Source organism: Hydrogenophaga sp. 2FB (genome assembly GCF_005503365.1).
Taxonomy (GTDB): domain Bacteria; phylum Pseudomonadota; class Gammaproteobacteria; order Burkholderiales; family Burkholderiaceae_C; genus Hydrogenophaga.
The window spans coordinates 12,814-38,279 of sequence record NZ_SCML01000060.1; the positions used below are offsets into that span (position 1 = coordinate 12,814).

Consider the following 25,466-nt stretch of genomic DNA (forward strand, 5'->3'; position numbering starts at 1 on the left):
TGGTTCGTGATCTAACGTGCGCTGTGCCAGAGCACATCACTGCGCGTTGAGTCGTTGACACCGGCCTCGCGCACGCGCAAGGCAAAGTTGCGCATAGAAGAAGAAACGAAAAATCGGGATGGGCCATCTCGCTGGCGAGATGGGAGAGTCATGTGGCCTGAGCTAGGTGCTGGCCGTTCTGATAGCTAAGTCACGCCGGTTGACTTGGCTCTTGGTGTTGGAAGGCATCTGCCTTCACGCACTGACGTGCGGTGAGGTGAAGATACTGGGCTGGTCCAGACCGGTCTAACGAATCGGACCACTGCTGCGTCAGCGCGGCTGACCACCGATCCGCCCCAGTTCGTACAATCAAGTTTTGTGGTCGAGGCAGCGCACGACGGCTCTGGAATTCATCATGTCTGCGTTGGACTTCCTCGAGATCATCTTGCTTCTTGGCATTTTGGGCGCCTGGGCGTTCAACCGTTGGTTCAAGGACGCCAAAGAAGCACTGCGGCGCCAGACCGCAATCTAGCGCGCCGAACGTATTCGACTTGACCGGCTCTGGACGATGCGCAGTCGTAGAAGTCGCTGAAGCATGCACGCGCCTCGGTAGCCTCCCAGGCAGTGGTTGGCCACGGCCTTCGACCGCTCAGCGTCTTCCCATTGGGAATTCAAGCCAGGACTGCTCTTCCTCCGGCATTCACCCGATCGGTAAGGGCGCCAACTGACCGGGCAGGCCGAAGCGGCTCAAGCACGAAACTTAGTTTGCAGTGGCGCAGCGACGCCAAATCCGTGCAACAGGCGCGGGCGAAGATGCGGCCATATAGAGCGATCTACAAAAGCGATTGAGCGCTACAAAAAGTGTGTGAACACATCTCGTCGATGTTGATGTATGGCAACTAGGATCGCATCGACTCCAGGAGCATGAGAACCAAGGAAAACTTAGTTTTCGACGTGCTTTTTGTCGATACGTGTGATTGAGCGACCCGTAGCAGGGGCGGGATGGAATGTGCGCTACGCGTGAGCCCAAACCGGCAGAGGAAGGCCCTTTTCCAGTGCGAGCATCGAGTGAGTGACCGTTTGGATGTAGCGCAACTTCTGCCTCACGGTGTGCGGCCTGGAGGCATTGCGTAAACCCAGTTCATCCACCATGCGCTCCAGCAGTGGATCGAGGTAGGAGGCGTACTCCCACTTCGCCACATGCAGCCTTGGGTCGACCTGGCGCAGCTTCATCTTGAGAAGGTCGCGGCCATAAAGCGCGCTCAGCAGCCAGTGAGGCTCTTTGGCTGGGGCCGGCTCGACAGCGTAGTGTTGGCGGAAGTCAATGGCGGTCAGGTCGAGTTGATTCAGGTCGGGCATTTCGGGGCCAAAAACTTGGTTTCGATGCAATCAGGTTCTCATTGATCAACCTGATGTCAAGGGCCCCCGGAATGCAAAAGAGGCCGGACAAGCCTGCCTCATGCAGGCCATCTCGCAGCCGCATCAACCGTTCTTGCTGAACTGCGACTGCCCCGTGTTGCCAGACACCTCGGCGAAAGCATTTCCTCCATCCACTGCGTCACGGGTGTCAGCGTCCGCTGCTTTGCTAGGCGCAGCGCAGCGCGGCGTCGGCTTTGCGGCGATGTGCGGGTAGACCGAAGTAGGAGCGTGGGTTGTGCTCACCTGTTGCAAGGCGTCAGCCATTGCACCGGCGCCATTTACCATCCGCGTGAAGGCAAGACCAAGCATCATCAAATCGCGGGCATAGCGAGGCCGTAGCGTGGAGGGAAGCGCCATGATCTCGGCGTACATCCCAAGTGGGTCGTCTGGCGGGACATTCACACGAACTTGATAGACATGCGGTCTTGCGTCGGGAGTATCCGAGCTTTCCATCGTGTCACCTCCGGTCTTCGGCCTCCTTGTTGGTGGCAAATCGCTCGCTGCAAAAAAAATGACCGGGGGAATTCCGGCCCTTGTGCGCGAGGGCTGGCCATCTCAACCAGGAGGCATCAAGTCCAATGGCGAACCAATGCGCTCATGAGCACGCGTGATGGCTTCGTCAGTCAACGCGGCGATCTTCTGAACTGACTGCCGGCTCGATCCTCTCGCGGGAGCACTCATTGTCTGACGCGGACCAGCTGCACCGTGTGGCGCATTCGCAGCGCCAGGATGCGTTCCCTTGCCAGCGGGAACACCGATCGTCGCCGGTATGCCATTGGTTTGAACAAGGTAGCCCAAGGTCAAAAGCTGGCGAATGCGATCCAAGCGCCGCCGCTCAGGGATTTCCTTGAGGTCCGTGAAGAGATCTCCAATCGAGCGATGGATAGTAAGCCGCATGCGAACCTCGTCTGGGTCTTCCTCGCGCTCTTGGCGCGTCCTTCGCTGAGCTTCGGATGGCACTGAAGTCATGACCGCTTCCTTTGAAACGCTTAATGGCCAACCCGGCGCTGGACCTCGCCCATCAAGTGAAAGCCCTTGACGTTGGCATAGAGGCAATCCGGATCTTCTCGAAGCAGCCGCTTCAGATGGGGGTAGTTCTCGGCCAGGAAGTCGCCAAAAAGAGCGGCCCCACCACCGGTCAGCAGAATGTGATCGAGGTCATCCGTCTGCTTCACGGAGGCCATCATGATGTTTACCGACTCACGAAGGACCGCTTCGATGCTGGGCCGGTAGTGCGCAATCATGAACTCCTCGCCACCCACCACAAAGGAGTCGGCACCCGTCCGCAGCGCTTCATCGATGCGTTTGATGACCTCGTAGCTGTTCTTCCAGTTGGGGTTGAGCCGATCGGCCACTGCGTAGCAGCAGGCCAACATAGAGCGCGAGTGAGCGCCCGCGCGTGTCCAGTTCGGCTGCAAGTCTTGCGAGACGAACCAGTCCAGCGTTCCGCCGCCGGCGTCGACTACCAAGGTCCACCCAGAAGAAGCCATGCTTGCGGTGGACGAGCCCAACTGATAGAGCGCGCCCATCGGTTGAACGACAACCAGCACCTTCTTCACGTGAACGATGAGGCGCTCCGCGCCACCGATGGATGCGAGGACGTGGTCCCCCTCGAAGCGAGCGGGCATGGCGTCCCGGTACTTACGAAAGGTTGTAAGCGGCAGGCCCAGTACAAGTTGCTCGATGACCAAAGTCTGACGGGCACCCACGTCCTGCGCGATGTAGTGCAGCGCACCGCGCAAGAGCGCCATGTACTCATCAGTCTCACAGTAGTTGACCGGTACGGTCCGCGGATCGGTGCCAGACACGTGGAACTTGACACCACGACCCGCGAAGTAGCGCGTTCCGCCCAGCGTAACAAGCGTGCCGTCGGCACCCTTGCTGCCAGGCGCGGCCTGGAGTCCCACGCTTGGCACCACCGGCGCAAGTGCAGGGAAGTGGCCAGTGCAGATTTCGACGTTGCCACCGACCTCCACGCGGCCCGAGGTGTACTTCACATTGCTGTATCCGACATCGATCGCACAGGTTTCGATGACGATGGTCTTCATATCACGTTGCACTGGGACTCTCCTTGAAATGGATGCACTTCGTGTGCACGCCCAGATTGTTAGTGGCACGCCGATGTTTTGTCTCGCTACGCGGTCCAGTTCAAGCGAATCGCCCGGAGCGGGCAGCCAAACGCCCGAAATGGGCGGACAAAAAAGACAGCGAACGTTCCTTGTGCTAGCGCAACGCCCAAAGCGGGCTGCCAGAGGCCCGCAGCGGGCGCCGGCGAAGTTGCGAAGTGGGCCGCGTGGCAGCAAACACCCGAAGCGGGCGAATGAACTCGCAGACGGGATGGCCTGAAGAAGCCGGCACCACCGTGCCACATCTCCGGAAGAACGACCGCATCGAATCGCGCACCGCGCAGGACAGGTGGAAGCAGTCCCGGCGCGCCATCGATGACCGCCGAAAGGACGACATCTCGGTTGCTTTGTTCATATCCTTCTTGGTAGGCCAATTCAACAGGAGCGATTCAACAGTGAGTGATGACCAGAGCCAGCGTGGACAAGCCCTGCCAGGCTGCTCTACAACGATGACGGCCGGAGTGACCAAGAAGTTGAAACCGTGGATAACCCATGCCGCCGAAAGCAGTTGCCCACAACTGAACCGATTCAATTGCGGCCCTTCAGAAAAAGCCTTACATTGCATCCCGCTACGTCCACGTGACGTTTCGCAGGCCAAGTGCCTGCCCGTACAGCTCCCAAGCAGGAGCAAGCCGCACCTCTCCAAGTTGAGAGATGCGCGCCAGGATCAAGACGGTCCAAAACCGGGTCAGTGACCCAGCAGCTTGTCCCGCGACGCGGACAGGAAGTGGCGACCCCCTTGGGGTATAGCCCGCTAGCAATCCATCAGGTCCAACACTGGACCCGCCTTCACGTGTTGTTCTCTACAGAAGCACCTGAGCCGGCGACCCTCTGGGTAAATCAAGCAATCACTTCACGTGCCGACGCACGCGCCCACCTAGAGTGGCAAGTCAATCCGCCTGGCAAAGCTGGGAGCCCAAGAGGCTTACAAAGGGAATGGCGGGAAAGAGCGCTCGCGGAATGGGTCAGGGGTCAAGTCCCCCTGACAAGTGAAGTCACGAGATCAGCGAATAGCTGTTCGAGGCTGGCCAACCGAAAACGGCCCTGACCTTGAAGGTCAGTTAACCCCCCTGAGCCCGCTCACTGGTTCAGGGTGCCCCTCGCAAGAGGGTTGCCCCGCGGAGTCGCTTCCCGTGACGGCAGGATGGATTACTAACGTACTTGGCGAAAAACCCGACTTGAGAAAGATGCCCGTCAGGGGGCGCAAAACCTGAAATCCAAGCTGTAGAGGGGCCGCGAGGCCCGATGTAGGCGTGCGTGCGTTGTTCTGTTGCTTTTGTGGGGTCGGTCGATAGGCCGTGCTCAAGCAATGGCAAGGGGAGAACGTATGCACCAGGTGCGCAAGAGCGGGTAAGGCCGCGGGCGCGTGAATGTGAAACCGCGGGGCGACCCTGCAATGAGGAAGAACGACCATATGGAAGCAGAGCAGAGCATTGATGACGACGACTTCGAGTTGCCAAATCCAAAGGAGGTAAACCGGCAGATCAGCGCGGAGTTGGCGGCGCGCAGGCGTGCAGCGACCAAGCTGCGGCGAAACACGGGTGTGCTGACGAAGGTCGCCGCCCGCGCGGAGGACCGCTTTGCTGGGAACTTCCAACGTCAGGTGATCTACATCTTCGAGAACGCAGAGCTACCGGCGGGCACGGGGCGAAAGCGGGCGATGTCCGAGACGACGCAGACCGAGCACAAAGAGGCGCTCATGCGTGTGCAGAAAGAACTGAAGAAGGAGCGAGTGCTCCTGCGAAATCTGAACGAGGTGAGTCGCAAGCACGCAGGCATTCTGGTCAAGCGTTGGCTTGCTGCCGGCCAGTCATACGGAACGATCAAGAACAAGGTGAGCAAGCTCCGAGTGATTCTCACGCTGCTGGGTAAGCCTCAAGTCGTGCCGCGCGACGGGGAGTTCAAAGACTGGCTCGAGGAGAACGGCATCGCGCTGGAGAAGCAGCGCAAGAGCAAGATCGCGCTCGAGCCCAAAACCTGGACCGTCAAGGGTGTCGACCCGATTGCTGTGATGGCGCAGATGCGCGGAGAGCACGGTGAGGTTGCCATGTGCCTTGAGATGATGTTCGCGTTTGGTCTTCGCGCGAGGGAGGCAACGCACATGGCGCCAATCATTGGTGACCTGGGGGATAGCCTATTCGTGCGGGATGGTTCGGTCGGTGGTGCCAAAGGTGGCAAGGCGAGGACGATACCGTTCTCGGATGATCCGGCGATTCGTGTCTGGCAGCGAGACGCACTAGAGCGCGCGAAGGTTCTTGCGCGAAAGCACCGTCAGATGTGCCTTTCGGTTCCTGGCAAGGACTACGTGCAGATGAAGAACCACTTCTATTATGTGTGTCGCAAGTACGGGGTAACCGGGGACGGTCTTGGGGTTCTTCCTCACGGCCTGCGCCACATGTATGCCCATCGCCGCCATATGGAGTTGACGGGAAGGCCCGCGCCTGTGGTTGCGACGATTCCGATGGCGCAATACCGGGCAGATGCTGAGCGGCTCAAGGAAGGCGCTGCGCGACTGAGCTTGGAGATGGGCCATGTGCGCCCCTCGATCACGGCGGCCTACAACGGCAGCGTGCACTCGCAGTCCAAGGAGGAGGCGGCGCGCACGCAGGCCTGGATCGACCGTTTTGAATCGTGTGAGGGCCTGAAGGTGCTGGTGAAGTCTCTGGACTTCCGCGGCGTGTACCTGAGCGGCAAAGCAGCGCAAGGCGTTCGACTGCAGAGCGGCGACAGCATCCGGCTGCTGGTGGACAAGGAAAAGAGCCCGCAAATGGCGTTCGAGATCGAGGTCTTGCAGCGCTCGGTGGCCGGTCTGATCAAGCTGGAGGAGGGGTTGCGCGTGGAGGTCGTGCATGCCGCGCAGGCCGAGGAGCGGCGCGACATCTTCCTTGAGTTGAACCTGCAGGCCTAAGAGCGGACGGAGGCACGAATGGCAGAAAGCTGCCTTGCGACCCGGCAGGCAGAAGGGGGGCGACGAGACAGAAGTTGCGGCGGTCAGTGGGTTTGCGCTGGAACTGGCCCGGTTTGAGGTGCAGTTGCGCGATCTGCTGCTGAGCCGGCAGGACAAACCGGGGCGGGCCCCAAGAACCCGAAAAGTTAGTTTTCGACGATCAACAGTCGCTTTATCACGAGAGACGCGAAATGCACACCAAGGGCAATGTCAATATCCGAAGCATGCACACCCATGCGCTGCTGTTTGAAAAGTACGGCGTGCGAGTCACGCTGCGCCAGGCGGCAGAGATACTCCACATCAGCATGGACGTCCTGCGAGAAGAAGAAAGCAGGAATCTCGTCACGGTTCCGTATTACATTGACCACGGCGAGCAGTGGGTCGATATCCGGGACGTGGTCCAGTATCTCGATCTGGGCAGGGAGCATGCGCAATTCCTCGCGAATAAGCTGATCGAAAGGCAGTCCAACGGGATGAACGCTGTCTGAAGCAAGAGCAGCGCGCCACGCACCGAACATGCGCAAAAGGGGGCTGCACTGCGGTCTCCCTTTTCCTTTGCGTGTCGTACACCGGATACGCCATGCTGCGCACAGCTCAGATCGAGACTCACCTGCACGGGCACTCGTCACGCGACAGGTCGATCAATGGGCTGCGCAGGAGATCATGGCGACGCTCGTCTCCCGCTTGGCCTACCGGATCAACAGCCGCACGCGTTTCTGCGAGATATTTCTGATGCCGGTCATCGCGCCTGCGGACTGGGAGGTTGTCGGGAGCGACGCCGCCTGGAAAACCGCATGTTTCGCAGTAGGCGACGCTCTGGATCGCTGGCTACCCCGCAAGACGACCAAGACTGTCTTTCACGGCATTCGCCCATTCGACTGTGTCAGTGCCTGGCACCCTGTTGCACTGCGCAGTCACCTCTACCGCACCGTGCCGGGCAACGATCAGGGCGTGATCTCCACGCAGATTGAAAAGGTTACTTTGCCGGATGGGGCCCCGCGTCAGGGCTTCCTGTGCATGGTGCTTACCAGCGAGCTAGGCTGGCCGACGGTCTCCACCAACACCATGGCCGATTTGCGCCTGCGCGAGGTGACCGCGTTTGCGCTGCAGGAAGCCGTGCACCTGCCGGCCCCGATCGTGCTTTCACCCGATCGCGTGCAGTTCGCGATCCTCGAGGGCGTGTGTCGGTGGCTGAGCGAGCTCGACCGCGTGTGCAAGCTGTGAGGATGGAGCGCAACCCCCGTCGCATCCTCAGCCGATGTCGTGAAAGTCACGCTGCATCTGGACAGCGATCAAGTGCCGGAGACGCAGTTCACGCTGCGCCGGCACCAGATCGGCCTGCGCGGCATCAACGAAATCCTTCAACGGTTGATGTCGCTCGCACCCCACATGGACGCAGCGTGCGATGGTCCTGCGCCCGCTTGATTTTTGGCCACGCACGCTTGACAGCTCGTGCATTCGTGCTTCCATGGATCGAACCTGATTCACAGGTGAACGAAGCCATGCTCACCTACCAACCCGAATCGGTCGAAGCGATCCGGTCAGCGGGAGAAGTCGCTGCGCTGTCCGTGGTGTTGCGCCTGGTGAGCCATGAAAAACCAGAACTTGGAACGAAAACGTGAATGCGCTGAAAAATGGGATTGGCTTCTTGATTGCATGGACCGAAGGCGTGGTCGGGGTCTTGGCCGCCTGGATGGGGCGGGTTCTGCTCCAGGTCTGGTTGATCAGCTTGGTCTTTGGCGCCATCTTCCACGGTGGCCCGCAGATCTACCCCCAAGCCGACACGTTCGCGTTCTACGCCCCCGCGTTCCTATGCGGGATAGGTGTTGCGTCGCTCGCCTGGCGCATGTTGGGCTACTGGGTGTTGAAAGACATGGGCGTCAACGCGTCGCTCTGGATGCGCATGGTTGCGCCTTGGGCAGCGTTGGCCGGGGTGGCGGCAATGCTGTTCATGGCCTCGTTCTACACTTGGCTCTCGGTGAGCATGGCCTATCTCGCCGTGTTCACTTCCTTCAATACGCTGCTCGCGTGGCTGGTCGCCTATGGTCCTCTCCAAGCCGGTGCGAGGCACGAGCGCCGCGTTCGGACCGCCACGTGTGCCACGCGATCCGACGCGGCGAGCGACAAGAGGGAGCCGGTAGCCCGCTCCGTTCTCCCCGGACTGAGTTTCCAGCATATCCACGGCAACACCGAGATCAAGGGGCGGCTAAAGGACGCGGCGCAAGCCATCGTCGGTCGCCGCGATGCCCGGCAACCCGCGCGCAACGGCATCCTGCTCTTTGGTGAGCCGGGCAACGGCAAGACCGCATTCGCCGAAGCCCTGGCGGGTGAACTTGGGCTGCCATTCCTACAGCTGTCCCATGCCGACGTGGCGAGCGAGTGGGTGGGCGAGAAGACCGTTCGCATCAGTACCGCCTTTGCCCACGCACGGCGCCAGCAACCTTGCGTTTTGTTCGTTGATGAGGTGGACAGCTTTCTCGAAGCGCGCGACGGAGGAGCGCGGGGCGTGAAGGAAGACCGCGACGTGGTCAATGCCTTGCTGACGCTGATGGTGGATATCCGAAAGGAGAAGATCATCCTAGTGGCCGCCACCAACCACTTGGACCGGCTCGATGGCGCTGGTATTCGCGAAGGCCGTTTCGACTTCAAGGTGGAGATCACGCCCCCTGACGGCGAGGCACGCATCGGCTTACTGAACCACGGCCTCAAAACCAACCTCCCCGAGGCCCGCGTCGAGCAGTCTGTTGTGGAGGCGATCGCCCGGCGCTGGAACGGCTTCTCCGTGAAGCGCATCCTGGCCGTGACCGAAGAACTGACAGCCTACCTGCAGCGCCAGGGGAAGGTTCACCCTGAGTACGAAGACTTCATGGGCGCGCTGCGAATCTTGCAAGGGCGCCGGGGCACCACCCTGGAGAACGTGAAACCGTTGAGTGAATTGGTGCTCTCATCAGCCACCCGGGAAATGCTCAATTTGATTTCCGGGCGCATGTCCGACCCAGAGCACACCGAGGCGCACGGTGGCACTTTGCCCACCGGCGTCCTGTTCTATGGTCCTCCCGGCACCGGCAAGACCGCCACCGTCAAGGCGCTGGCCAAGGAGATCGACTGGGCATTTCTCCCTGCCACTGGCGCCGACTTGGCCCGCGATCCCAAGGAGTTGGAGAAGCTCTATTCCAAGGCCAAGGAACTGCGTCCCTGCATCATCTTCGTGGATGAGGCTGACGAGTTGCTCAAGAGCCGCGAGTTCTCCCAGCGCACCGAGGCAACCAACAAGCTGCTCACGCTCATGGACGGCGTGAATGACCGTGTGAAAGACGTGGTTTGGATCGCGGCGACGAACAACCCCGAGCAGATCGATGCGGCGCTACTGCGCGGTGGGCGGTTCACGGAGAAAGTGCTGTTCGAGCGACCGAGCGCGGAGGGGCTGGCGCTCTACTTGGAGAGTTGGTTCGAAAGCCGAAAGGTCAGGCTGGAGCGGGGATTCACGGTCGACGCGGTAGGGCAGATGCTCAAAGGGGAGAGCATTGCCAACGCCGAGGCGGTTGCGCAGGCTGCGCTGAATCGTGCGATTTCGAGGCGCAGTATGCCCGTGGTGGTCATGCCAGATGATTTGAATCAGGCGATCCGGATGGTGCTTTGACGTGGTTGAAGGGGAGTGTTGAAGGTGTAAGGCAGGCCGCACGCCGTGGCACTTGGGGACCCTTGCCTGCGCTGCGCTCGCTGGCGCCTGCGGGGTAGGTCACGACAGCACAGCCGTAGCCGGTGACGGGCGCGCGACAGCAGGCAAAAAGAGGCGGTTGAACGCGGTGGCCCTGGGGCGATATCGGGTCAAACGCGCCCGCTCAATAAAAGATAAATAACTAGCTGAGAGACAATTTTGGGTCGCGCTCCGGAGACGTCCTGGCGCTAGTGGGGCCCTGTTGATCGACCTTTTGTCTTTCTTTTGTTGACTTTGTAGCCAGAGCGCTCGTGTCTCTCGAGTGTCGAGGCGGTCAGCGGTACGTGTGGCGAGGTTTATCCGGAGGAGGGGGAGTTTGGGGTTGACATAGTTTGCTATTCATATATGTTTTATTAGAAAGGCGACTCGTATTTGAGAAGCTCTCTTGCCCGGCATCTTTGATGCATCCATCGCCGCCGTCGATCTGAGCACCACACCCGACCCCAGTAAGCGCTGAACAAACATGAAGCCCACCACCCATCGCAGCGCGCCCGTCGATGCGCCAACCCCAAAGCGTGGCCGCGGCCGGCCCCGTATCCATCCCATTGCGCCTGATCTCGGCCCCGAGCCCGAGCCGATCGCGCCACCCCTACATGGGCGCACCAACCCCGCCGCACCCAATCACCTGCAAGCCGTGCAGAGCTGGAGCGAGATCTGCCGCACTAAGCGCCCTCGCGCCATGGCCCCTAGCAGCATCGCGGCCAACGAGGTTCTGTGGGGCGGGTGGTGTCAGTGGCTCGCAGCTCAGGCACTGCACTGGAGCGATGCCACAACCAGCAACGTGCGCGCCTTCCTGGACGGGCCCGCGCCAAGCTTGCGCCGGCGCAGACGACCCCCGCTCAACCCCACGCGCATGTCCAGCCTCACGCGCGTGCGCTACTTTCGCGTGCTCAAAGGCATCTACGAAAACGCTGTCAACCAGCGCTGGATAGAGCAAGCGCCCACCACTGACGCCCCCCAGCCGGCCTACATTGCCAAAGATGCCCAAGGCGCAGTACTACCCCCTGGCGTGCTTGCGCGGCTGCAAAACACCAACCTGCTTCGCCAGACATTCGCGCCCAGCACCGATAGCTACCGCCAGTGGTGGTTGCTGCGCGACCGCGCGATCGTCGCCCTGACGGCCGAGACGGGCATCACGAGTGCCGAGTTGATCAACCTGAAACTCTGCGACCTGGGCGCAGGCGGGCTCAACATCTTGCGCGCGATGGATGCCACCGCGCAGCGCTCTGTGTATGGCGACGAGCCGTGCGAGAGCACCGACTTGAGCGTCAACGAAATTGGCATCGACAACCCCTGCGGGGCTCGGATGCCCCAGGCCCCAGTCGTGCTCACCATCGCCCCTTCGCTCACCTTGCAAGGTCGAAGCCTCACGCTGCCCGCGCGCGTGTGCGAAACGCTACTGCCATGGGTCAAACTGCGCGAACACCTGCTCACGCGCACCGCGGCCCGCTTTGGCCGATCCAGCGACCGAGACGCCTTCTTATACCGGCACAGCCTGCAAGGTCCGCTTTTCCCATCGCGCCAGAAACGCCGACGCACAGCGCAATCCGACTCAGCGCGCGAGGACCCTCAGCTACCGGCCAGCTCTACGTTTTACCCCATGGAGAGCGCGGCGCTTTACCTGATCTTCAAGCGAGCCTTCGCGGGCTTGAGCGAAGCGACCAAGCCCGAACAAACCCAGCCACAGGATGCGTCGCCGCTACTTGAGCACCACGGCGCCCGGGGCCCATCGGTCATCCGCAACACGATCATCCAGCTCTGGCTGAGGACACTGAGCGAAGAGGAGGTGCAGTGGCGCGCGGGCTTCAAGACAATCGAGAGCCTGCACGTCATCGCGCGAGGCGCCGGGATTGAAACGCGCTCTGAAAACGATCCCCAAAACCCAGAACATCCAGATGCAGCAAAGACTCCAGAACCGCATGCCGGACGCTGACATCCTGAAAATCTCTATGTTCTTGGGTATCGCTTTTGGGATACCGCCCAACATGCGTTTGGGCAAGCAGAACACGTCATTGGCCGAAGAGGGCGAAAGCGAGCACCGGCACTTCGACAACGAACTCGCCTTCCTCAACGCACTCACCCGGTTCGCATCGCTGGCAAGCCTTGGCGATTGAGCGCGCGGCCGACCAACCGCTACGCGAAGCTGGAAGCCGACCTGCAGGAGCGGGAGTCAGCCAATGCCCATCGCAAGATGGCCGGCACCGTGCGGGGCATTGCGCAAAGCGTGTTCCGAGCTGAGTTTGCGCGTCGCTAAGCAACGACTGAAAAGTCGATGCTTAGCGACGCGCAAAACTTGCGTTTCTTGGGGGCAACCCTAAAATCTGGAACATCCACATGCAGCAACTGCTTCAAAACTTCATGTCCGGCGCCGACATCCTGAAAATCATCATGTTCTTGGGTATTGCAGCTGCGATACCACTCAACATCCGTTTGGGCAAGCTGAACAAAAAACTGGCCGAAGAAAACGAAATCGAGCGCAGACGCTTCGATGACGAATTCAAGGCACCCAACGTCACCCGCCGAGCGGGACGCGCCTAGGCGCTCTGTTTGCGAGCCGCTAGGCTCACCCCCAAGCCGCCATCAGATCTTGGTCTGAAGGCGGCTTTTCTTTTCCCGCGCTGCAGCGTCCACAAGCGCTGCGCGCTGGTGACCATGGCGGCGCATCAACCGATGCGATCCTGTTCCAATAAACAAGAAGTAGCCTGGAACCTCCGGGCGCGGGTTGATTTCGTTGCGTGCCGCTTTGAGGGCGAGCAGCATGTTGTCGCCGTCCTCGGAGCCCATCGCGTGCTGCACTTCATCGAGGATGTCGGTGCCGACCGCAGCCAGTTTGTTCCTGTTGCCCCGTCGCCCGAGCATGGCCAGCGCCGCCTCGCGCTCTGCCGTTCCATTGGCGTGAGTGACCTCGACATCCACGATCAACCCGGTGCGGTTCTCCATGAGGATGTGCCCCATGTGGCACAGGCGGGACTTGTCGCCCTGGCTCTTCTTGAAAAGCCGGGCATCTGTGCCCGTGGTGCTGGCGTGGGTGTCGTTGCAGCGCTCCTGCCCTTTGAAGTCCATCTCGGGATTGCGTCCGGGCGAGCTTGCGCTGTCATCGTCCTTGCGCTTGAAGCTCTTGTGCGAGGCCCAGGCCTACCGCCTCGAATTCGTTGCTCATCGTCACCAGCAGCGCATCGACCACCGCGCGCAACTTGCACAGCAGATGCGACTGCGGAACGCGCTCTTCAAGGCTGATGTAGCTGAACATCGCCCCCTGGAAGTCTTGGTTGCCTCTCATCGTCCTTATCTGGTTCGTACTACGGTGGCTTCACATCGTAGTGGCCGATTCGAGCACCGGCGGGGGATTTTTCAACGCCCTGTTAGTGCGCGATGGCGAGTTCGATTTCCTCGTGCAGCGCAAGATCGAGCACGACTGGGCCGTCAGCATCGAACATGAGCCACTGAGTGTTTTGCGCACTGGCGAAGGTCAGGCAGTCGCGCATGTCCTGCGGCAACGCGGGATTGCTCAGCAGGTCCTGACGTGCGGGATCGGGCCCATAGACGAACCAGCCGTGCGCGCTCTTGGGGTGGTAGAGCTCGTCGTTGTCCAGCTGTTCGCGTGTGGTCTGGGTGAGGTGTGCCGTGCTCAGGCACAGCATCTGGTGGATTTCCATGGTGCGAGGGTGATGTTGGTGTGGCCACGCATCAATCGAGGGAAGTTGAAGTGGAACGTGTACAAGGCACGACCATCGGTGGCCGATTGGATTCTTCTGGCACAGATGGACGACGCCGAGTGCGCCATTCGATTCGTGCTGCTCAGTGGCCGAGTTTCGAAGTGCGGGCACCAGGCTCACTGCAGAAGCTCCAGTGGCGTTCAATAGCATCACCACCACTGAGGGCCTGATACAGGCAATTCGGGAGAGGTTGAGTCTGCAGCATGCGGACTCATGCCTACGTTCGTTTTGAATCTTCTTCCTCGACGAGGAGCATGGCTACCTTGCTCGAGATCAGGTGCGCTGCGCGCCTCCATGACCAATCCTCAGGTATCAGAGCTCGGTCTGTCTCCGCCAGCGCCTCAAGTACACGTTGCTCCAGCAGATCGCACGCGGCAGTTACGCGGGCACGGTCATAGTCAGGTCACGGGCGACTCGATGAGCCACGAGGAAGTCCAGCGCTAGAGCCATAGAGGTGCGCAGATCGTCGGGGTCAAGTTCGGCCGGATCCATGCGGAGAACTTAATGTCGGTCGTGCGTGTTGAACGTCGTTATGCTCGGCTACGATAACGGCGATCGGCCAGAAGAGGTCGCGCACATCGTGCCCGCCATTGTTGGGAAACCTTGGTGAAAGTTGTGCGACGAATGGCCTTCGCTAACCAGTTAATTTTCTTTCAAAAACTTCCACCATGACTCGAATTCATGCCGGATGCGCAGCCTTCGCTCTGCTTGCAATGACGGGTTGCGCGTCCGTTCAATACGGCGACAAGAATGTCGAAGCAAGTCTCAAAACGCTCGCTCCCATTGCCGGCAAAGCGAGTCTCTACGTGTGTCGAGAGCCTGCTGTCTGGGTCGGTGCAGGCGCTAGGTCAACGGTCATCGTCAACGACCAACCTATCGGCACCTTGAAACCGAACAACTTTGCTCACGTCGCTTTGGAGCCCGGAACGCATGGCGTGAAGGTAAAGAACTCACCCGGAGGCGAAAGCGGCATTCTGGACGTCACTGCAAAAGCGGGCGACGTGCAAATACTCTGGGTGGGCATTACAGGTGGCGGATTTGGGACGCTAACGGTCGACTTTTTCTCGAATCGAGTGGAAGCAGAACAGTGCGTCAAAAAGGCGGAGTACGCGGTCCCGAGTGCTCAGTAGCGCCTTCCCCCTTTAGGCGTTCCGGAGAGGATCTGATCAAAGCCCGAGCTGAGCCGTCTCTTCCAGAGGAGGGAACGGTAGGCACTCACGCCATTCTCTATATAGAGAGAGGCTAGACGTACACTCGACCAGGGGTAGTCCAGAACATCCTTGCCACTTGCCCTCTAACGGGTGCGAACGGCTTCGTTAGATGGTTTGATGGCGAAGTCTTGAAAGGGTTCAAAGGCATAGTTTGCAGCCGACATCGTCAGGCCGTACGATATGTCCATGACTAACTTTGCAGATAACCTCAAAAAAGAGGTCGCCCGGATAGCCCGTAAGGAGCTGAAAGGCGAGCTCGATGCATTGCGCAAAACCTGCACGGGCCAGCGGTCCGACATAGCAGCACTCAAGCGCGAGCTCAAGGCTTTACAAGGTCGCTTGTTCCGTGCCGAACGCGTGACCCACAAGACAGCGGCCGTGGTGTTGCCGTCGGCCCCCCCTCCGACCCAGCCCGCAACCCGCTCGCCAGTTGGAACTCTGGGATCTTTCAATCATGAGGCTTTCGCAGATTTCAGAAAGCGGCTCGGAATCACTCAGGGCGAGATGGCCCGGTTGGTTGACTCCTCTAGCTTATCGGTGTGGAAGTGGGAGACGGGCAAAGCGCAGCCTCGCGCAAGCGCTCTAGTCCGTATTCAGTCGGCCATGAAGTTGGGCAAGCGCGCAGCAGTTTCAAAGGCCAAGTCGGCTTGACGTGGACACTCAGAAGCGCCTGCATAGGCGTCTTTTGAATTTTGGTACTTGAAGATTGGCAAGGCCTCGCACAGCACCACTCACCATGATCGCTAAGGGTTCTTGTATGTAGCGGCCGCCACATCTGCGCGTTCACGATTTCAGAAAGTACCGATTCACGTGATGGACGCCTACCTCGTCAACCCTTCTGGAACCCGAGACATCGCCAGTCTCATGCTGGATGAGTGTCGGCAGCTCAAGGTGGTGAGCGCGTCCACATTGGCGGCCACCACCGCTCAAGAGCGACTCCTGTTTGGAGTTCAGCACGGACTCTACAGCTTCCCGACCGAGGAGCTTTGTCAGTTCCTGCGCTCTCGAATTGGGGGTCGGAGCGCCATTGAGATTGGCGCTGGACATGGGGTCCTGGCGAAGGCGCTAGGTATCCCCGCTACTGACAATCGCCAGCAGGAGGAGCCGGCCATGAAGGCTCGCTACGCTGAACTCGGACAGCCAACGGTTCCGTATGGAGAGCACGTCGAGAAGCTCGATGCTCACGCTGCAGTGGAGAAGTACAGGCCGAGCGTTGTCGTCGCTTGCTGGATTACCCATCGATTCGATCCAGCTCGCCCCCACGCTGGGGGCAGCTCCTTTGGTGTGAGCGAGGAGAGGCTCATCGAGTCGTGTGACGAGTACATCTTTATTGGCAATGAGCATGTTCATCGGGAGAAGTCCATTTGGACGCTTCCCCACGAGAGGATCACACCGCCCTGGGTTTACTCGCGTGCCTTCAATGGGACACCCGACTTTCTTGCGATATGGCGCGGTGGCACTGCAATGAAGGGCCGAGCTCATCTCGACTCCGTGGACTTAGGTGCCCCACGGTAGGAACGAGGGTCCAGACCTGGTGCCACTCTTTGTCGACCCGAAGGTGCTTTGCCATGCCGTACGTACTGAACAGCACGATCGAGACGGCAGGCTTCTAAAGTTCGAGGAACTGTGCGAGCGAGTGGCGCATTCTTGATCCGATCAAGTGGTTTGGTCCTTCGGCGGCTGGGCAGCGCCGTTGGCTTGCTGCGCAACCTCGGCGCAGACTTTCATGAGTTCATCGAAGGGCAGGGCGTCGCCGACCATCACCTGATCTTCAAGCATCTTGGCGTAGTCTGTAGCGAGTGCCTCGCGCACCGCACCATCGGGCACGATCTGTAAGCCGCCTTCCACCGCGGCGAAGTAGTCGATGACCTTACCCGCGACATCTTTCTCGCTGAAGAAGTGGGACTTGTGGCTGGCTACAGCGCGGCCAACGGCGCGGTCTGCAACCACTGCCCGAAATTGGGAGCTGCGCATGATCGCCGCCAGGTCGTGCCAGTGTCGCGCGTAGCGCTCGCCACGAATCCTTCCCTGCGCGCAGTAGACGTGGGTAGCGGTGGCCTTCTCCCAGAAGGTCCGCGCAACGCTCATCACCAAGGGCGACGCAGTCGGAAACGTCACGCCGTCGACCTGTCCGTCCATGTCGCACGTCACGGCCATGACCGCGTGCGGCTCCCCGGTCGCACGGCCGCCGAATTCCAGCGTGACAACTGGTGCGACGTAACCAGTCCCTTGCCTGACGGCTGGGTAGTGAAGCAGGAGTTTGTCTTGGTCGGCGCCGGCGATTTCCAACTTGACATCCAGCTTCTCAAGATCGAGGGCCTTCTGCAAAGTCGGCTGCACTTCGGCAGCGATCCACGCGGGCAACCGGTCGCGAACAGCCTTGGTCCACTTGCCCGCTTGGCTGCGGCTTGCAGGCAGGAAATCTTCGCCGCCAGTGAGATCCGCGATGAGCTTTCGGATGTCGTAGGTGAGATCGAGGTCTTCGGAGAAGCGGTCGATGATCTTGTAGGCCTTCGACAGCGAAGTTCCGCCTTTGAAGGTCAGGTCGGCCGCAAACGCTGATTCGAACAGCGCACCAAGCGTCCAGACGACCCACACATCCTTCTCAAGCAGATGCGTGGGTCTGCCGGTGTTCTCGCGAGCCTGTTCGAGGACTTCGCCCTGGTCGTCCTTGCTTAGGGCGAAGTAGCGCTCAGGTTCAGCCACGAAGCGCTTCCTCGCCGATGGCGCGTGCCATCCAGGAGGGCAGGGCCGCGCGTGCGGAGGTCAACGTCCGCCACTCGGAAGGAGAAAGGGTGCGCCGCAGCGCAGCTAGTGACTCGTGCACGTGGCTGGGCCCCATCCATGCCAACGCCCGCACCGCCGCGCCGGCTTGGCCAGAACCCAGGGCGAGCATCCATCGGGGAGCATGTTTGACCGTGACTTCGGAGCGCCCCAGCTTGAGCTTTCGGGTGCGCCCCGAGGTCAGGTAGACCTCGCGGATGGGTACTTGCTGGGTCAGGCCCAGCGCATTGGCAGCGTTGGCGCCGTGGGGCGTTACCACTTCGCCGTTTTGCGCGGCTAGTGCGTGCACCACCTTTTCGGGAGCGGGTGCCCTGGTTCCGAAACGGCTTGAGACCGGCGTGACATAGGTGCCCCGCGCCACGCGCAGCAGCTTGCCTTCTCGGGTAAACCGAGAAAGCGCCTGATCGATGGCGGCGCGACTCCCCAAATGCAGGAATTCTTTGGGCGAAAGCACTCCTCCCTCGGGAAGGGCCTTGGCGTGCGACAGGATGGAAGCGGGAAGGGTGCTCATAGCGGCCTCGTATCAGAATCGTATCAGAGTTTCTGACATTTTGCCTTCAACTCGGACGGCCGGTCTCGAGGAGCCAGATTTGACGAAACGTGAGAATCAGATGCGTAGTTGCGGCTGGACAGGCGATGGCCTGTTCGGGCTCTTTATGTCGGAGCCGCGCCACGAAACGGTTGACCAAGTTGTAGGCGCCGTCAAAGCCGTGCTGGTCGACCAAGTCCTGTGTAGCACGTCTGCCGTGCCTCAATTCATCGGTCGCTCTGCTGCAGCCCCCCAGAATTCCAGAGTCTCCTCTTCGAGCGCGCGCATGGCTTCTGCAAGGGCATCGCCATCGGACTCGAACGGATCATCCCAAACGTGTGACGTGTTCTCCGCATCGACGACTTCGAGAATCCACTTCCCGTTTCCGTCGCTATAGATCTGAATGCTGACGGACACCCCAAGACGAGTGACCTGCTGGCTCAACGCAGATTCGATCAACTCTGGTTCGTGGCCATCGTCATGCTCAGGCATGTGAGACGCGGCCTCGGCTTGTCCGGACCATAGGCCTCTTCGGAAGGGCTTGGCGCTCATGGTGTCCAGTCGCTGGCCGCGCGCTCGCTTGCATGATTGCGCAGCCTTGTTGATCAATTCGTCGGCGGCGATAGTCAGCTTCTGGAAATTGCGCAGCAGGTCCTCGAGCTCTTGCTGCGCCGCCGGTTTCGATTCGTCCTCGAGAAAGTCAGCGGCGCCGCTGAACATCGAGTACACATCAGACAACCCCTGGACGGCATCGTGCGCTTTCTGGGGAAGCTGCATCTCTTCTTCAGATCCGAACAGACCATCGATGAAGCCATGGAGTTCCTGCGCACGGATCACGGCCAGGTGGCGCAGGGCCGGCCGCGTTGGCAGCACCTCGAAGCGAGTCAGGTAGAACGGATCGCGTAAGCTCTGGTGATCGGCGAGGCGATTCCAAAGGCCCTGCACGAGCGTGCTGACAACTTCCTGCAGGTCTCGTTCCGAGTCGAACGTGGGCAACTCGCCACCCCAGATTCGCGCTAGCGCGCCCAACGGGGAGGCGTTCAAGCGCGGACTGGCGATGTCGCCCATGAAGTATGTTCGTACAACATGAAAAGGCGTTGGACACCGGTGGCGCTCCAGCAGTGCCCGAGCCGCGCTTTCAATGGCGGCACCGGTAGGTTTCGAGTGGCTCATGGAGGTAGGCGCCGGCTTTGGTGCGCGTTCAGGTCAATGGCGAGTGGTGAGATTTTATCGACGGCAGAAGAACGAGCGACCAAGCGGTACTTGCCGTGCGGAAGGAATGAGGTCCGCGTCTTGCATAGAGCGGTTCATTTGCGAGCTCGCGCGCAAGCATAGGGTGGGCAGTATTCGGCGCTCATGGACCAATGGGCCCGGACGGCAATGCGAGTAGGTTGGCGACGAGGCTTGTCCAGGACCTGTTCAAGATATGCTCGTCGCACTCAAACGAACACGTCAACTTTCCGCCGATGAAATGACGGCGTTGTTGCAACTCGAGGTCTGAAAGGTCCACTGCCCATGACTACGATGACCACCGCCGACGCATTGCGCCTGGCGATCAATGTCCTCAGAGATTGCGCCGAGTCGGGCCGATTGCCCAGCGGGATTGAGCTCGATGCGAACGCAATGGCTCTGCATGTGGAGGCGGCAGAGACGCTGGATGAAGCGCTCGAAGCGCTCCGGGGTCACGAATAGCGCCCTCGCGCCTGGCCGGCAAGTACTGAAAGTCACATTAGCCGACAACTACTAAGGTCGAAATTGTGACGTGCCGCGCGCATTTCTTCGGTTGCGATCTTCTTGCTACGTCACGGATTGCGACGAGGAGTCGATCAATTCGGCAGGGAAGTCGGCCTGGAACCCGGGAACTGGCCCCAAAAAGCCGGACGAAGGTCACCATCGCAGGCCTGGCGCACGGGTGGCCGCCCAGTTGCGCTCCCAGTGCGCCAGGAACGCGTTCTGAGCCTCGATGGACTCAAAGCGCCGTCCCTTCAAGGCCGTGGCCTGGGGGTGGCCGATCGCGTGTTCGACCGTGCAGTTGCGGTTGGGGTCCCGTATCCGGGCCGTGTCGGCCACCACGCCGTAGTGCGCCAGCGTGGCTGCATACACCCTGTTGAGCTCGGGCTCGTAGAGGTCAGGGGTGATGACACCCTCCTTGAGGTTGTCCAGCACCACGTACTGCGGGCAGCCACCGAAGTGGCGAAACGCCCGCTCGTGCAACTCAGCCCAGATCTGCTGGCTGGACTTCCAGACCACGCAGCGGTAGCTCGCCCGCGAATAGCGCAGCGTGGCCACGAACAGGCGCGGTTTGCGCCGGCGATCACTGCCCGGCACCCGGGTAGGCGCCCCCTCTCCGTAGTCCACCTGCATCTCCTCTCCCGGCAGAAAGGACAGGCGGTCGAACTGTTCTGGCTCCTTGTGGCGCAGTCTGGCCACGAAGCGTTTGACCGAGTTGTACTGGCCGGCAAAGCCGTGACTGTCCACCAGATCCTGGTAGATGGCCATGGCGTAGCGCTTCAGACGCAGCTGCGCCTCGATGAAATCGCGGTGAGGTTCGCACAGGGATGTGGCCACCGGCGCTGGAGCCGGTGGCCAGGGTGGGGCAATTTGGGTGGCCGCGGCATCCGAGCCGGTGGACACCCCGGGGGAATTCGATTGCTGCGCAAGCCAGCGCTCGCGGTAGGTTCTGACCGTCTTGCGGTCTATACCTGTGATGCGGGCGATCTCCCTTTGCGGCGTGTTGCGCTCCAGCAGCGTGTGGATTGTGGCGCGTTGATTGGCTTCAAGACATTCACTCCTTGGCCTTCCCTCGGGGAAGACCGAACAATCGTCCTGCCAACAGGTGCCGACGGCGCCGGCGTTTACCCCCTGTCCCCGATCAAGTCAGGTGGGGGAATTTGGGTGGCCGCCGGGGGTAGAGATTTGTCGTCATGCAGAACTTCGGCAAAAGGATCACGCTGGCACCGGCGGCGCCGATGCCAGAATGTCACGAACTGCACCTCGAGGAGTTTCTGTGTACCGTCTAGTGTTTGTCATGCTCTCAATCGGCTTGTTTCTCTATGGTTGCGGATCCATGTCGCACAAGAGCTACCTGGAACACGCCGAAGCGGCGATCGCAGAGCGCAGGTGGGAGTCTGCATATGTGTTTTTGGAAGACGGATTCGTCACCGAGAACGTGGCTAATCGTGAGCGTGCATTGGCCCTTGTGAAAGCCTATCCGCAGATCCTCGCCGGGGGCGTTGCGACCTTTAGTGTCGCCCGTGTCGTTCGCATGATCGAGGCCAACGGTCTTGTCGCTGGCCCGAGGCAGGAATTGAAGCGACTTGAGATGTACAGGGTAGTCGCAACACCGGAGGCGGCCATGCAAGCAGAGCAGAACATTGCGGAGGCGTTTGCCCAGGTGAAGAAGGCTCGAGACCTGGAAGAGTTCAGGAAATCGCAGGAGCTCGCCCGAATTGAGCGCGAGAAGGCAGAAGAGCTGGCGCGAATGGAGAAGGCGAGGGCTGAGGAGGTGACTCGCCGGGCAATCACAGCAAGAGACCGTGAGGCACTCGCGTTGAGGATGGCCAAGGCGATTCCGATGGCCAAGGTCTCGTGCAAGGACTCGCTCGAGTGCGGAAAGACGTTTGCCCTTACCCAGATCTACATCCTGGAGCACTCCAAGATGAAGATCCAGTCGGCCAACGACACGATCATCGAGACGTACAGCCCCAACGACCCCCATGCAATTGGTGCACGTGCAACCAAGACTCCGCGATCAGGAACCACTGCTTTGGTGTCTCTTGACGTGTATTGCGGAAAGCCCAAGACTGAGGCGGACGTCTACATCTGCATGTATTCAGCTGTTGATGTCTACGAAGGGTTTGCCCCTTTCATTCAACGCATGCTCATCAAATGACCCAAATATGATGTGCCCGACCACGGGCGCGGCCGAATGCGTTAGAGCAATCGCGTGGAAGTACCAGGTGAGCTACACACGCACATCCGCTGACCAGTGGGCCGAAACCGTAACCCACCTGGCGGGCGATGAGGTCCACGCCGGACCCGTGCTGGATCTGCTGGCTGCGCTGAAGCGGGTCGCCTCTTCTCATACGACATGGCCACCCTGCTGGTCACTACCTACGTGAGCGGGAGCAGTGGTTTGAACCTTTGAAGGATCTCGAGCGGGCCGGAAACCTGTGTAACCGGCTCGGGGAGAAATTCCCTAAAGATTGTCCAGGAACTCGAGCCCCAGTTGTGGTCGAGTGGCACCGAACACTGAAGATGAACTACCTGGGCGCGTTGAGCCGGAGATCGAGTCACCAGGGCGCGGAATCCTGGATCCGTACTTGGCGCCGTCCGTAGGCGCCCACCAGGAACGCCAGCTGTGGGGCAGCGCGATCGGTGTGCTGCCAGGGCTCGATGGCCAGGGTTGGGAAGACATGGTGGTTGGCGGGTGCCGATGCAGTCTTGGACCGGATGTACCGCGAGTTTGAACAGCGCCGCGGCTATCAGATCGATACAGCGCCCGGAGAAGTGGTGTGACATCCCCGTCAAATTATGGCATTGACTCCATATGGTCTTAACTCCATAATTATCAACATGACTTGGACCGTCCTCTTTCATGCCGCTTTTGACGCTGAATTCGGCGATCTGAAAGGGACCTGCAGGACGAACTGTTGGCGCACGCCCGGTTGCTGGCTGAATTTGGCCCGGACCTAGGGCGCCCCACCGTGGATACGCTGAAGGGCTCACGGCACACCAACATGAAAGAGCTGCGCTTTTCGTGGAATGGTCAAGTCTGGCGAGTAGCGTTGCCTTTGACCCTCAGCGACAAGCCATCTTGCTGGTTGGTGGTGACAAAGGCGGCGCGGATCAGCGCAGGTTTTACAAACGCCTGATCCAGATCGCCGATGAGCGCTACGACGAACACGTGGACAGTCTGGCCCAGCAGAGCAAGGAGAACCATCATGGCAAGAAAACTCGATGACGTTATGGCCGCGCTGCCCAAAGCCCGTCAGCAGCGGGTAGAAGCACGCGCCATGGAGTTGGCGACCCTAAAAGACCTGCGCCAAGCTGTGCAGCAAACGCAGGAGCAACTGGCTGCCACGCTGGGGGTCCGTCAGGACACCATTTCCCGCCTGGAAAAGCGCAGTGACATGCTGCTCTCGACGCTGCGCCACTACGTCGAAAGCATGGGCGGCAAGCTCGAGTTGGTGGCGCAGTTCCCGAACCGCCCCCCAGTGGTGATCGAGCACCTGGGTGTGGATGTCGCCTCTGATCACAAGCCTGCGGGCGCGGGGCGCAAGGCCCGGGCGACGGTTTGAACGCTCCCTGCCATATCCAAGGACGCGAGCTTGCGCCAGGTGTCGACCGCCATGATGCGAAACCCTTCTGATCGCCGCACCCAACAGAGGTGCGATTTGCGATCTGGAAATGAGCGAACGCAGGTTGAAGGGGATGTGCACATCGCTGAGCGGCCTGAGTTTTGGGCGTTGGCCATGCCAGCTGCACATGATCGAGGCGCTGCGAGAACGGTGTGGTGAGGCGAGCGTCCAGCGTGACATCTAATGTGAACGCCAGGGCCAACCGCCAAAGTCCTGCTCGATGGCGCACGCCGAAGCTGAAGGGCTTTCTAGCCGGCCAGGGCTACGTCGAGATTCGAGTGATCGATGACACCGTCTGCGGGCTGCGCCGCTTCAACTTCACCGTGGGCCTGGTGGTCGGGTTGAGCTTTGAGGGTTACGAAAGGCGGTACTGTTACGAGCATGCGCGCGACGCGCTTGCGGCACTGGTGGCCTGGGACGGTCGTGAACATCCCGGCGGTCCTTGGATCAAGTGCAAGGGTGCAGGAGTGGATCTGTTGAACCCGGCACTGCAGGTCTAAAGACTCGGCCTGAGCTATTCAGAGATAGGCGTGCAACGTCCTTTCATGAAGCGCGTAGTGCTTCGAGGTCTCTGCAGCTGAGACCTTCAACAACGCAAATGCCAAGCTCGTCGAGCACGCTATGTCAGCTGTTGCGATTGATGGCGAAGTCTCTGCGGTCCCGCTCGCGCAAGGTTGCGCGCCACCATGGGACGCGCCTAGGAAGAAGGAATCCCGAGCTTCTCTCGTTCAGCTTCAACCCGCTTGCTGTTGGCCTCGACACTGTTCATGGCTGACTCGAGCGCCACAATGTCAGCGAGGAACTCGTGCGGCTCGGGTAGCGCCGGAGGCGCTTCGTCACCGCCCTCATGCACAAAGGTTGACACTCGGGTCATGCCCTCGTAGATGGCCTTCGCGTCCGAGTCTTCAACTCGCACCCCTCGTAGCTTGAGCGTTTGAATAGGTCGACGGAATCGCTTTACGGTACCAGCAAAGAGGTGGTCTTCGACCAACATCTCCCATGAGTCCCTGAGCCGTCGATATCCGACAGACACCAACTCAGAGTACTTCTCGTGGTCGCCATCCACTTCAAGCGCCTTTTTCGCACGCTGATAAATGTCCTTGAGCGAGTTAATGCGAGGAGCTACCTTTTGCGCTTCGAAAGGCAACTTGTCATTGCACTTCCCCTTGACGGCGCCGGCTGCAAATACATGCCGGACCGCGGCCTTGTGACCCTCCCTCTTTGCGCACTCCATCAATTCGTTCGCAAAGGCCAAGTCATGGGTAAAGACAATCACCTGCCTACGCTTGGCTTCGATAGCGAGGCGTCGTGCAATCCTTTCACGCCATCGATGGTCCAGGGATGTGACAGGGTCGTCGAACACAATGGCAGAACTTCCCGGAGCGAGTCCCACCTCCGCCAGGAATGAGGCGAGCGCGATTGCTCTTTGTTCACCCTCGCTCAAGATGCCAGAAGTTTTTACCTTGAGCGACCGATTGGCGGATACGAGCTTTAGCTTCTGCATCTGGCGACCCCGTTGTCCAGCCAGGTCCAGCTGAAGTTGAATGCCATTCACACCGAGATAAGCTAGGGCGTGTTAACACTAATAGCAATTACTAAGCCGGCGACAGACACTCTCGGGTATGGAAATCACGCCCGAACAATTCGCCACCATCGAGCACTGTCTGCCCAGGCAGC

At 60.2% G+C, this 25,466-nt stretch carries 26 protein-coding genes and 3 pseudogenes; 18 read left to right on the forward strand and 11 right to left on the reverse strand.

The window, feature by feature from the left end:
• Positions 1-993: 993 nt before the first annotated feature.
• Entirely contained in the window at positions 994-1,338 is a 345-nt protein-coding gene (locus FFS09_RS25760; protein WP_137921803.1) for a hypothetical protein, read from the reverse strand.
• A gap of 123 nt (positions 1,339-1,461) precedes the next feature.
• Positions 1,462-1,851 (reverse strand): hypothetical protein, encoded by a 390-nt coding sequence (locus FFS09_RS25765; protein ID WP_137921804.1) that lies wholly within the window; start codon positions 1,849-1,851, stop codon positions 1,462-1,464.
• Positions 1,852-2,103: 252 nt separating this feature from the next.
• Here FFS09_RS25765 and FFS09_RS25770 point away from each other — a divergent pair, with 252 nt between their 5' ends.
• Positions 2,104-2,361, forward strand: coding sequence for a hypothetical protein (locus tag FFS09_RS25770; RefSeq protein ID WP_137921805.1), 258 nt, complete (start codon positions 2,104-2,106; stop codon positions 2,359-2,361).
• Between the two features lie 26 nt (positions 2,362-2,387).
• Here the strand turns inward: FFS09_RS25770 and FFS09_RS25775 are convergent, their stop codons facing one another.
• Positions 2,388-3,446: a ParM/StbA family protein gene (locus FFS09_RS25775; RefSeq protein ID WP_171020191.1), complete on the reverse strand. Its 1,059-nt coding sequence runs from the start codon at positions 3,444-3,446 to the stop codon at positions 2,388-2,390.
• Between the two features lie 272 nt (positions 3,447-3,718).
• Between FFS09_RS25775 and FFS09_RS25780 the strand changes: the two genes are divergently transcribed.
• The 9 genes from FFS09_RS25780 (at position 3,719) to FFS09_RS25815 (ending at position 12,727) form a co-directional block, all read left to right on the forward strand.
• Positions 3,719-4,219, forward strand: a complete 501-nt coding sequence (locus tag FFS09_RS25780; RefSeq protein WP_137921807.1) for a hypothetical protein — start codon at positions 3,719-3,721, stop codon at positions 4,217-4,219.
• A gap of 701 nt (positions 4,220-4,920) precedes the next feature.
• Positions 4,921-6,432: a phage integrase N-terminal domain-containing protein gene (locus FFS09_RS25785; RefSeq protein ID WP_137921808.1), complete on the forward strand. Its 1,512-nt coding sequence runs from the start codon at positions 4,921-4,923 to the stop codon at positions 6,430-6,432.
• Between the two features lie 230 nt (positions 6,433-6,662).
• Positions 6,663-6,959 (forward strand): hypothetical protein, encoded by a 297-nt coding sequence (locus FFS09_RS25790; protein ID WP_137921809.1) that lies wholly within the window; start codon positions 6,663-6,665, stop codon positions 6,957-6,959.
• 175 nt (positions 6,960-7,134) lie between these two features.
• Positions 7,135-7,695, forward strand: coding sequence for a hypothetical protein (locus FFS09_RS25795; protein ID WP_137921810.1), 561 nt, complete (start codon positions 7,135-7,137; stop codon positions 7,693-7,695).
• A gap of 39 nt (positions 7,696-7,734) precedes the next feature.
• The gene (locus tag FFS09_RS30735; protein ID WP_171020192.1) at positions 7,735-7,896 is read left to right on the forward strand and encodes a hypothetical protein; all 162 of its coding nucleotides are present in this window, start codon (positions 7,735-7,737) and stop codon (positions 7,894-7,896) included.
• Between the two features lie 193 nt (positions 7,897-8,089).
• Positions 8,090-10,111, forward strand: coding sequence for an AAA family ATPase (locus tag FFS09_RS25800; protein WP_252374525.1), 2,022 nt, complete (start codon positions 8,090-8,092; stop codon positions 10,109-10,111).
• Positions 10,112-10,652: 541 nt separating this feature from the next.
• Complete coding sequence (locus FFS09_RS25805; RefSeq protein WP_137921811.1) at positions 10,653-12,122, forward strand: site-specific integrase; 1,470 nt, start codon at positions 10,653-10,655, stop codon at positions 12,120-12,122.
• Positions 12,109-12,303 (forward strand): hypothetical protein, encoded by a 195-nt coding sequence (locus FFS09_RS25810; protein ID WP_137921812.1) that lies wholly within the window; start codon positions 12,109-12,111, stop codon positions 12,301-12,303. The genes FFS09_RS25805 and FFS09_RS25810 overlap by 14 nt, the downstream gene beginning before the upstream one ends.
• Positions 12,304-12,523: 220 nt before the next feature.
• Positions 12,524-12,727: a hypothetical protein gene (locus FFS09_RS25815; RefSeq protein WP_137921813.1), complete on the forward strand. Its 204-nt coding sequence runs from the start codon at positions 12,524-12,526 to the stop codon at positions 12,725-12,727.
• Between the two features lie 270 nt (positions 12,728-12,997).
• Here FFS09_RS25815 and FFS09_RS25820 read toward each other — a convergent pair.
• Together FFS09_RS25820 and FFS09_RS25825 are read right to left on the reverse strand one after the other, a co-directional pair.
• Positions 12,998-13,469 (reverse strand): annotated as a pseudogene (locus FFS09_RS25820) (hypothetical protein); the annotation flags it as partial.
• An 82-nt stretch (positions 13,470-13,551) separates the two neighbouring features.
• On the reverse strand, positions 13,552-13,845 hold the full coding sequence (locus FFS09_RS25825; protein WP_137921814.1) for a DUF5983 family protein: 294 nt from the start codon (positions 13,843-13,845) through the stop codon (positions 13,552-13,554).
• A 728-nt stretch (positions 13,846-14,573) separates the two neighbouring features.
• Between FFS09_RS25825 and FFS09_RS25835 the strand changes: the two genes are divergently transcribed.
• From FFS09_RS25835 to FFS09_RS25845, 3 genes are all read left to right on the forward strand, one after another.
• Positions 14,574-15,035, forward strand: coding sequence for a DUF2846 domain-containing protein (locus tag FFS09_RS25835; RefSeq protein ID WP_137921815.1), 462 nt, complete (start codon positions 14,574-14,576; stop codon positions 15,033-15,035).
• Positions 15,036-15,302: 267 nt separating this feature from the next.
• A complete protein-coding gene (locus FFS09_RS25840) occupies positions 15,303-15,767 on the forward strand; it encodes a helix-turn-helix domain-containing protein (RefSeq protein ID WP_137921816.1) in 465 nt (154 codons plus the stop codon).
• 162 nt (positions 15,768-15,929) lie between these two features.
• Positions 15,930-16,631 (forward strand): hypothetical protein, encoded by a 702-nt coding sequence (locus tag FFS09_RS25845; protein ID WP_137921817.1) that lies wholly within the window; start codon positions 15,930-15,932, stop codon positions 16,629-16,631.
• Between the two features lie 141 nt (positions 16,632-16,772).
• On the opposite strand, the gene FFS09_RS25850 is transcribed toward FFS09_RS25845, so the two are convergent.
• The 3 genes from FFS09_RS25850 to FFS09_RS31270 form a co-directional block, all read right to left on the reverse strand.
• A complete protein-coding gene (locus tag FFS09_RS25850) occupies positions 16,773-17,822 on the reverse strand; it encodes a nucleotidyl transferase AbiEii/AbiGii toxin family protein (protein ID WP_137921818.1) in 1,050 nt (349 codons plus the stop codon).
• Positions 17,815-18,411, reverse strand: a complete 597-nt coding sequence (locus FFS09_RS25855; protein ID WP_137921819.1) for a DUF6088 family protein — start codon at positions 18,409-18,411, stop codon at positions 17,815-17,817. The genes FFS09_RS25850 and FFS09_RS25855 overlap by 8 nt, the downstream gene beginning before the upstream one ends.
• Positions 18,412-18,651: 240 nt before the next feature.
• Positions 18,652-19,497 (reverse strand): hypothetical protein, encoded by an 846-nt coding sequence (locus FFS09_RS31270; protein ID WP_252374526.1) that lies wholly within the window; start codon positions 19,495-19,497, stop codon positions 18,652-18,654.
• Between the two features lie 456 nt (positions 19,498-19,953).
• On the opposite strand from FFS09_RS31270, the gene FFS09_RS30745 reads away from it, so the two are divergent.
• Positions 19,954-20,121 carry a hypothetical protein gene (locus FFS09_RS30745; RefSeq protein ID WP_171020185.1) on the forward strand — a complete coding sequence of 56 codons (168 nt, stop codon included), beginning with the start codon at positions 19,954-19,956 and terminating at the stop codon, positions 20,119-20,121.
• 207 nt (positions 20,122-20,328) lie between these two features.
• Here the strand turns inward: FFS09_RS30745 and istA are convergent.
• Positions 20,329-21,186, reverse strand: a pseudogene (gene istA / locus FFS09_RS25865) (IS21 family transposase); the annotation flags it as partial.
• Positions 21,187-21,496: 310 nt separating this feature from the next.
• On the opposite strand from istA, the gene FFS09_RS25870 reads away from it, so the two are divergent.
• Both FFS09_RS25870 and FFS09_RS31620 read left to right on the forward strand, forming a co-directional pair.
• The gene (locus tag FFS09_RS25870) at positions 21,497-22,321 is read left to right on the forward strand and encodes a hypothetical protein (RefSeq protein WP_137921820.1); all 825 of its coding nucleotides are present in this window, start codon (positions 21,497-21,499) and stop codon (positions 22,319-22,321) included.
• Positions 22,322-23,096: 775 nt separating this feature from the next.
• Positions 23,097-23,156 (forward strand): annotated as a pseudogene (locus tag FFS09_RS31620) (type II toxin-antitoxin system RelE/ParE family toxin); the annotation flags it as partial.
• Positions 23,157-23,197: 41 nt separating this feature from the next.
• Here the strand turns inward: FFS09_RS31620 and FFS09_RS31625 are convergent.
• Positions 23,198-23,374 carry a hypothetical protein gene (locus FFS09_RS31625; protein ID WP_354595897.1) on the reverse strand — a complete coding sequence of 59 codons (177 nt, stop codon included), beginning with the start codon at positions 23,372-23,374 and terminating at the stop codon, positions 23,198-23,200.
• Here FFS09_RS31625 and FFS09_RS25880 point away from each other — a divergent pair.
• Positions 23,373-23,729, forward strand: a complete 357-nt coding sequence (locus FFS09_RS25880; protein WP_137921821.1) for an XRE family transcriptional regulator — start codon at positions 23,373-23,375, stop codon at positions 23,727-23,729. The two genes, FFS09_RS31625 and FFS09_RS25880, sit on opposite strands and share 2 nt — an antisense overlap.
• A 338-nt stretch (positions 23,730-24,067) precedes the next feature.
• Positions 24,068-24,289, forward strand: a complete 222-nt coding sequence (locus tag FFS09_RS25885) for a hypothetical protein (RefSeq protein ID WP_137921822.1) — start codon at positions 24,068-24,070, stop codon at positions 24,287-24,289.
• A 197-nt stretch (positions 24,290-24,486) separates the two neighbouring features.
• Here FFS09_RS25885 and FFS09_RS25890 read toward each other — a convergent pair whose 3' ends face one another.
• A complete protein-coding gene (locus tag FFS09_RS25890; RefSeq protein WP_137921823.1) occupies positions 24,487-25,293 on the reverse strand; it encodes an AAA family ATPase in 807 nt (268 codons plus the stop codon).
• Positions 25,294-25,466: the final 173 nt, after the last annotated feature.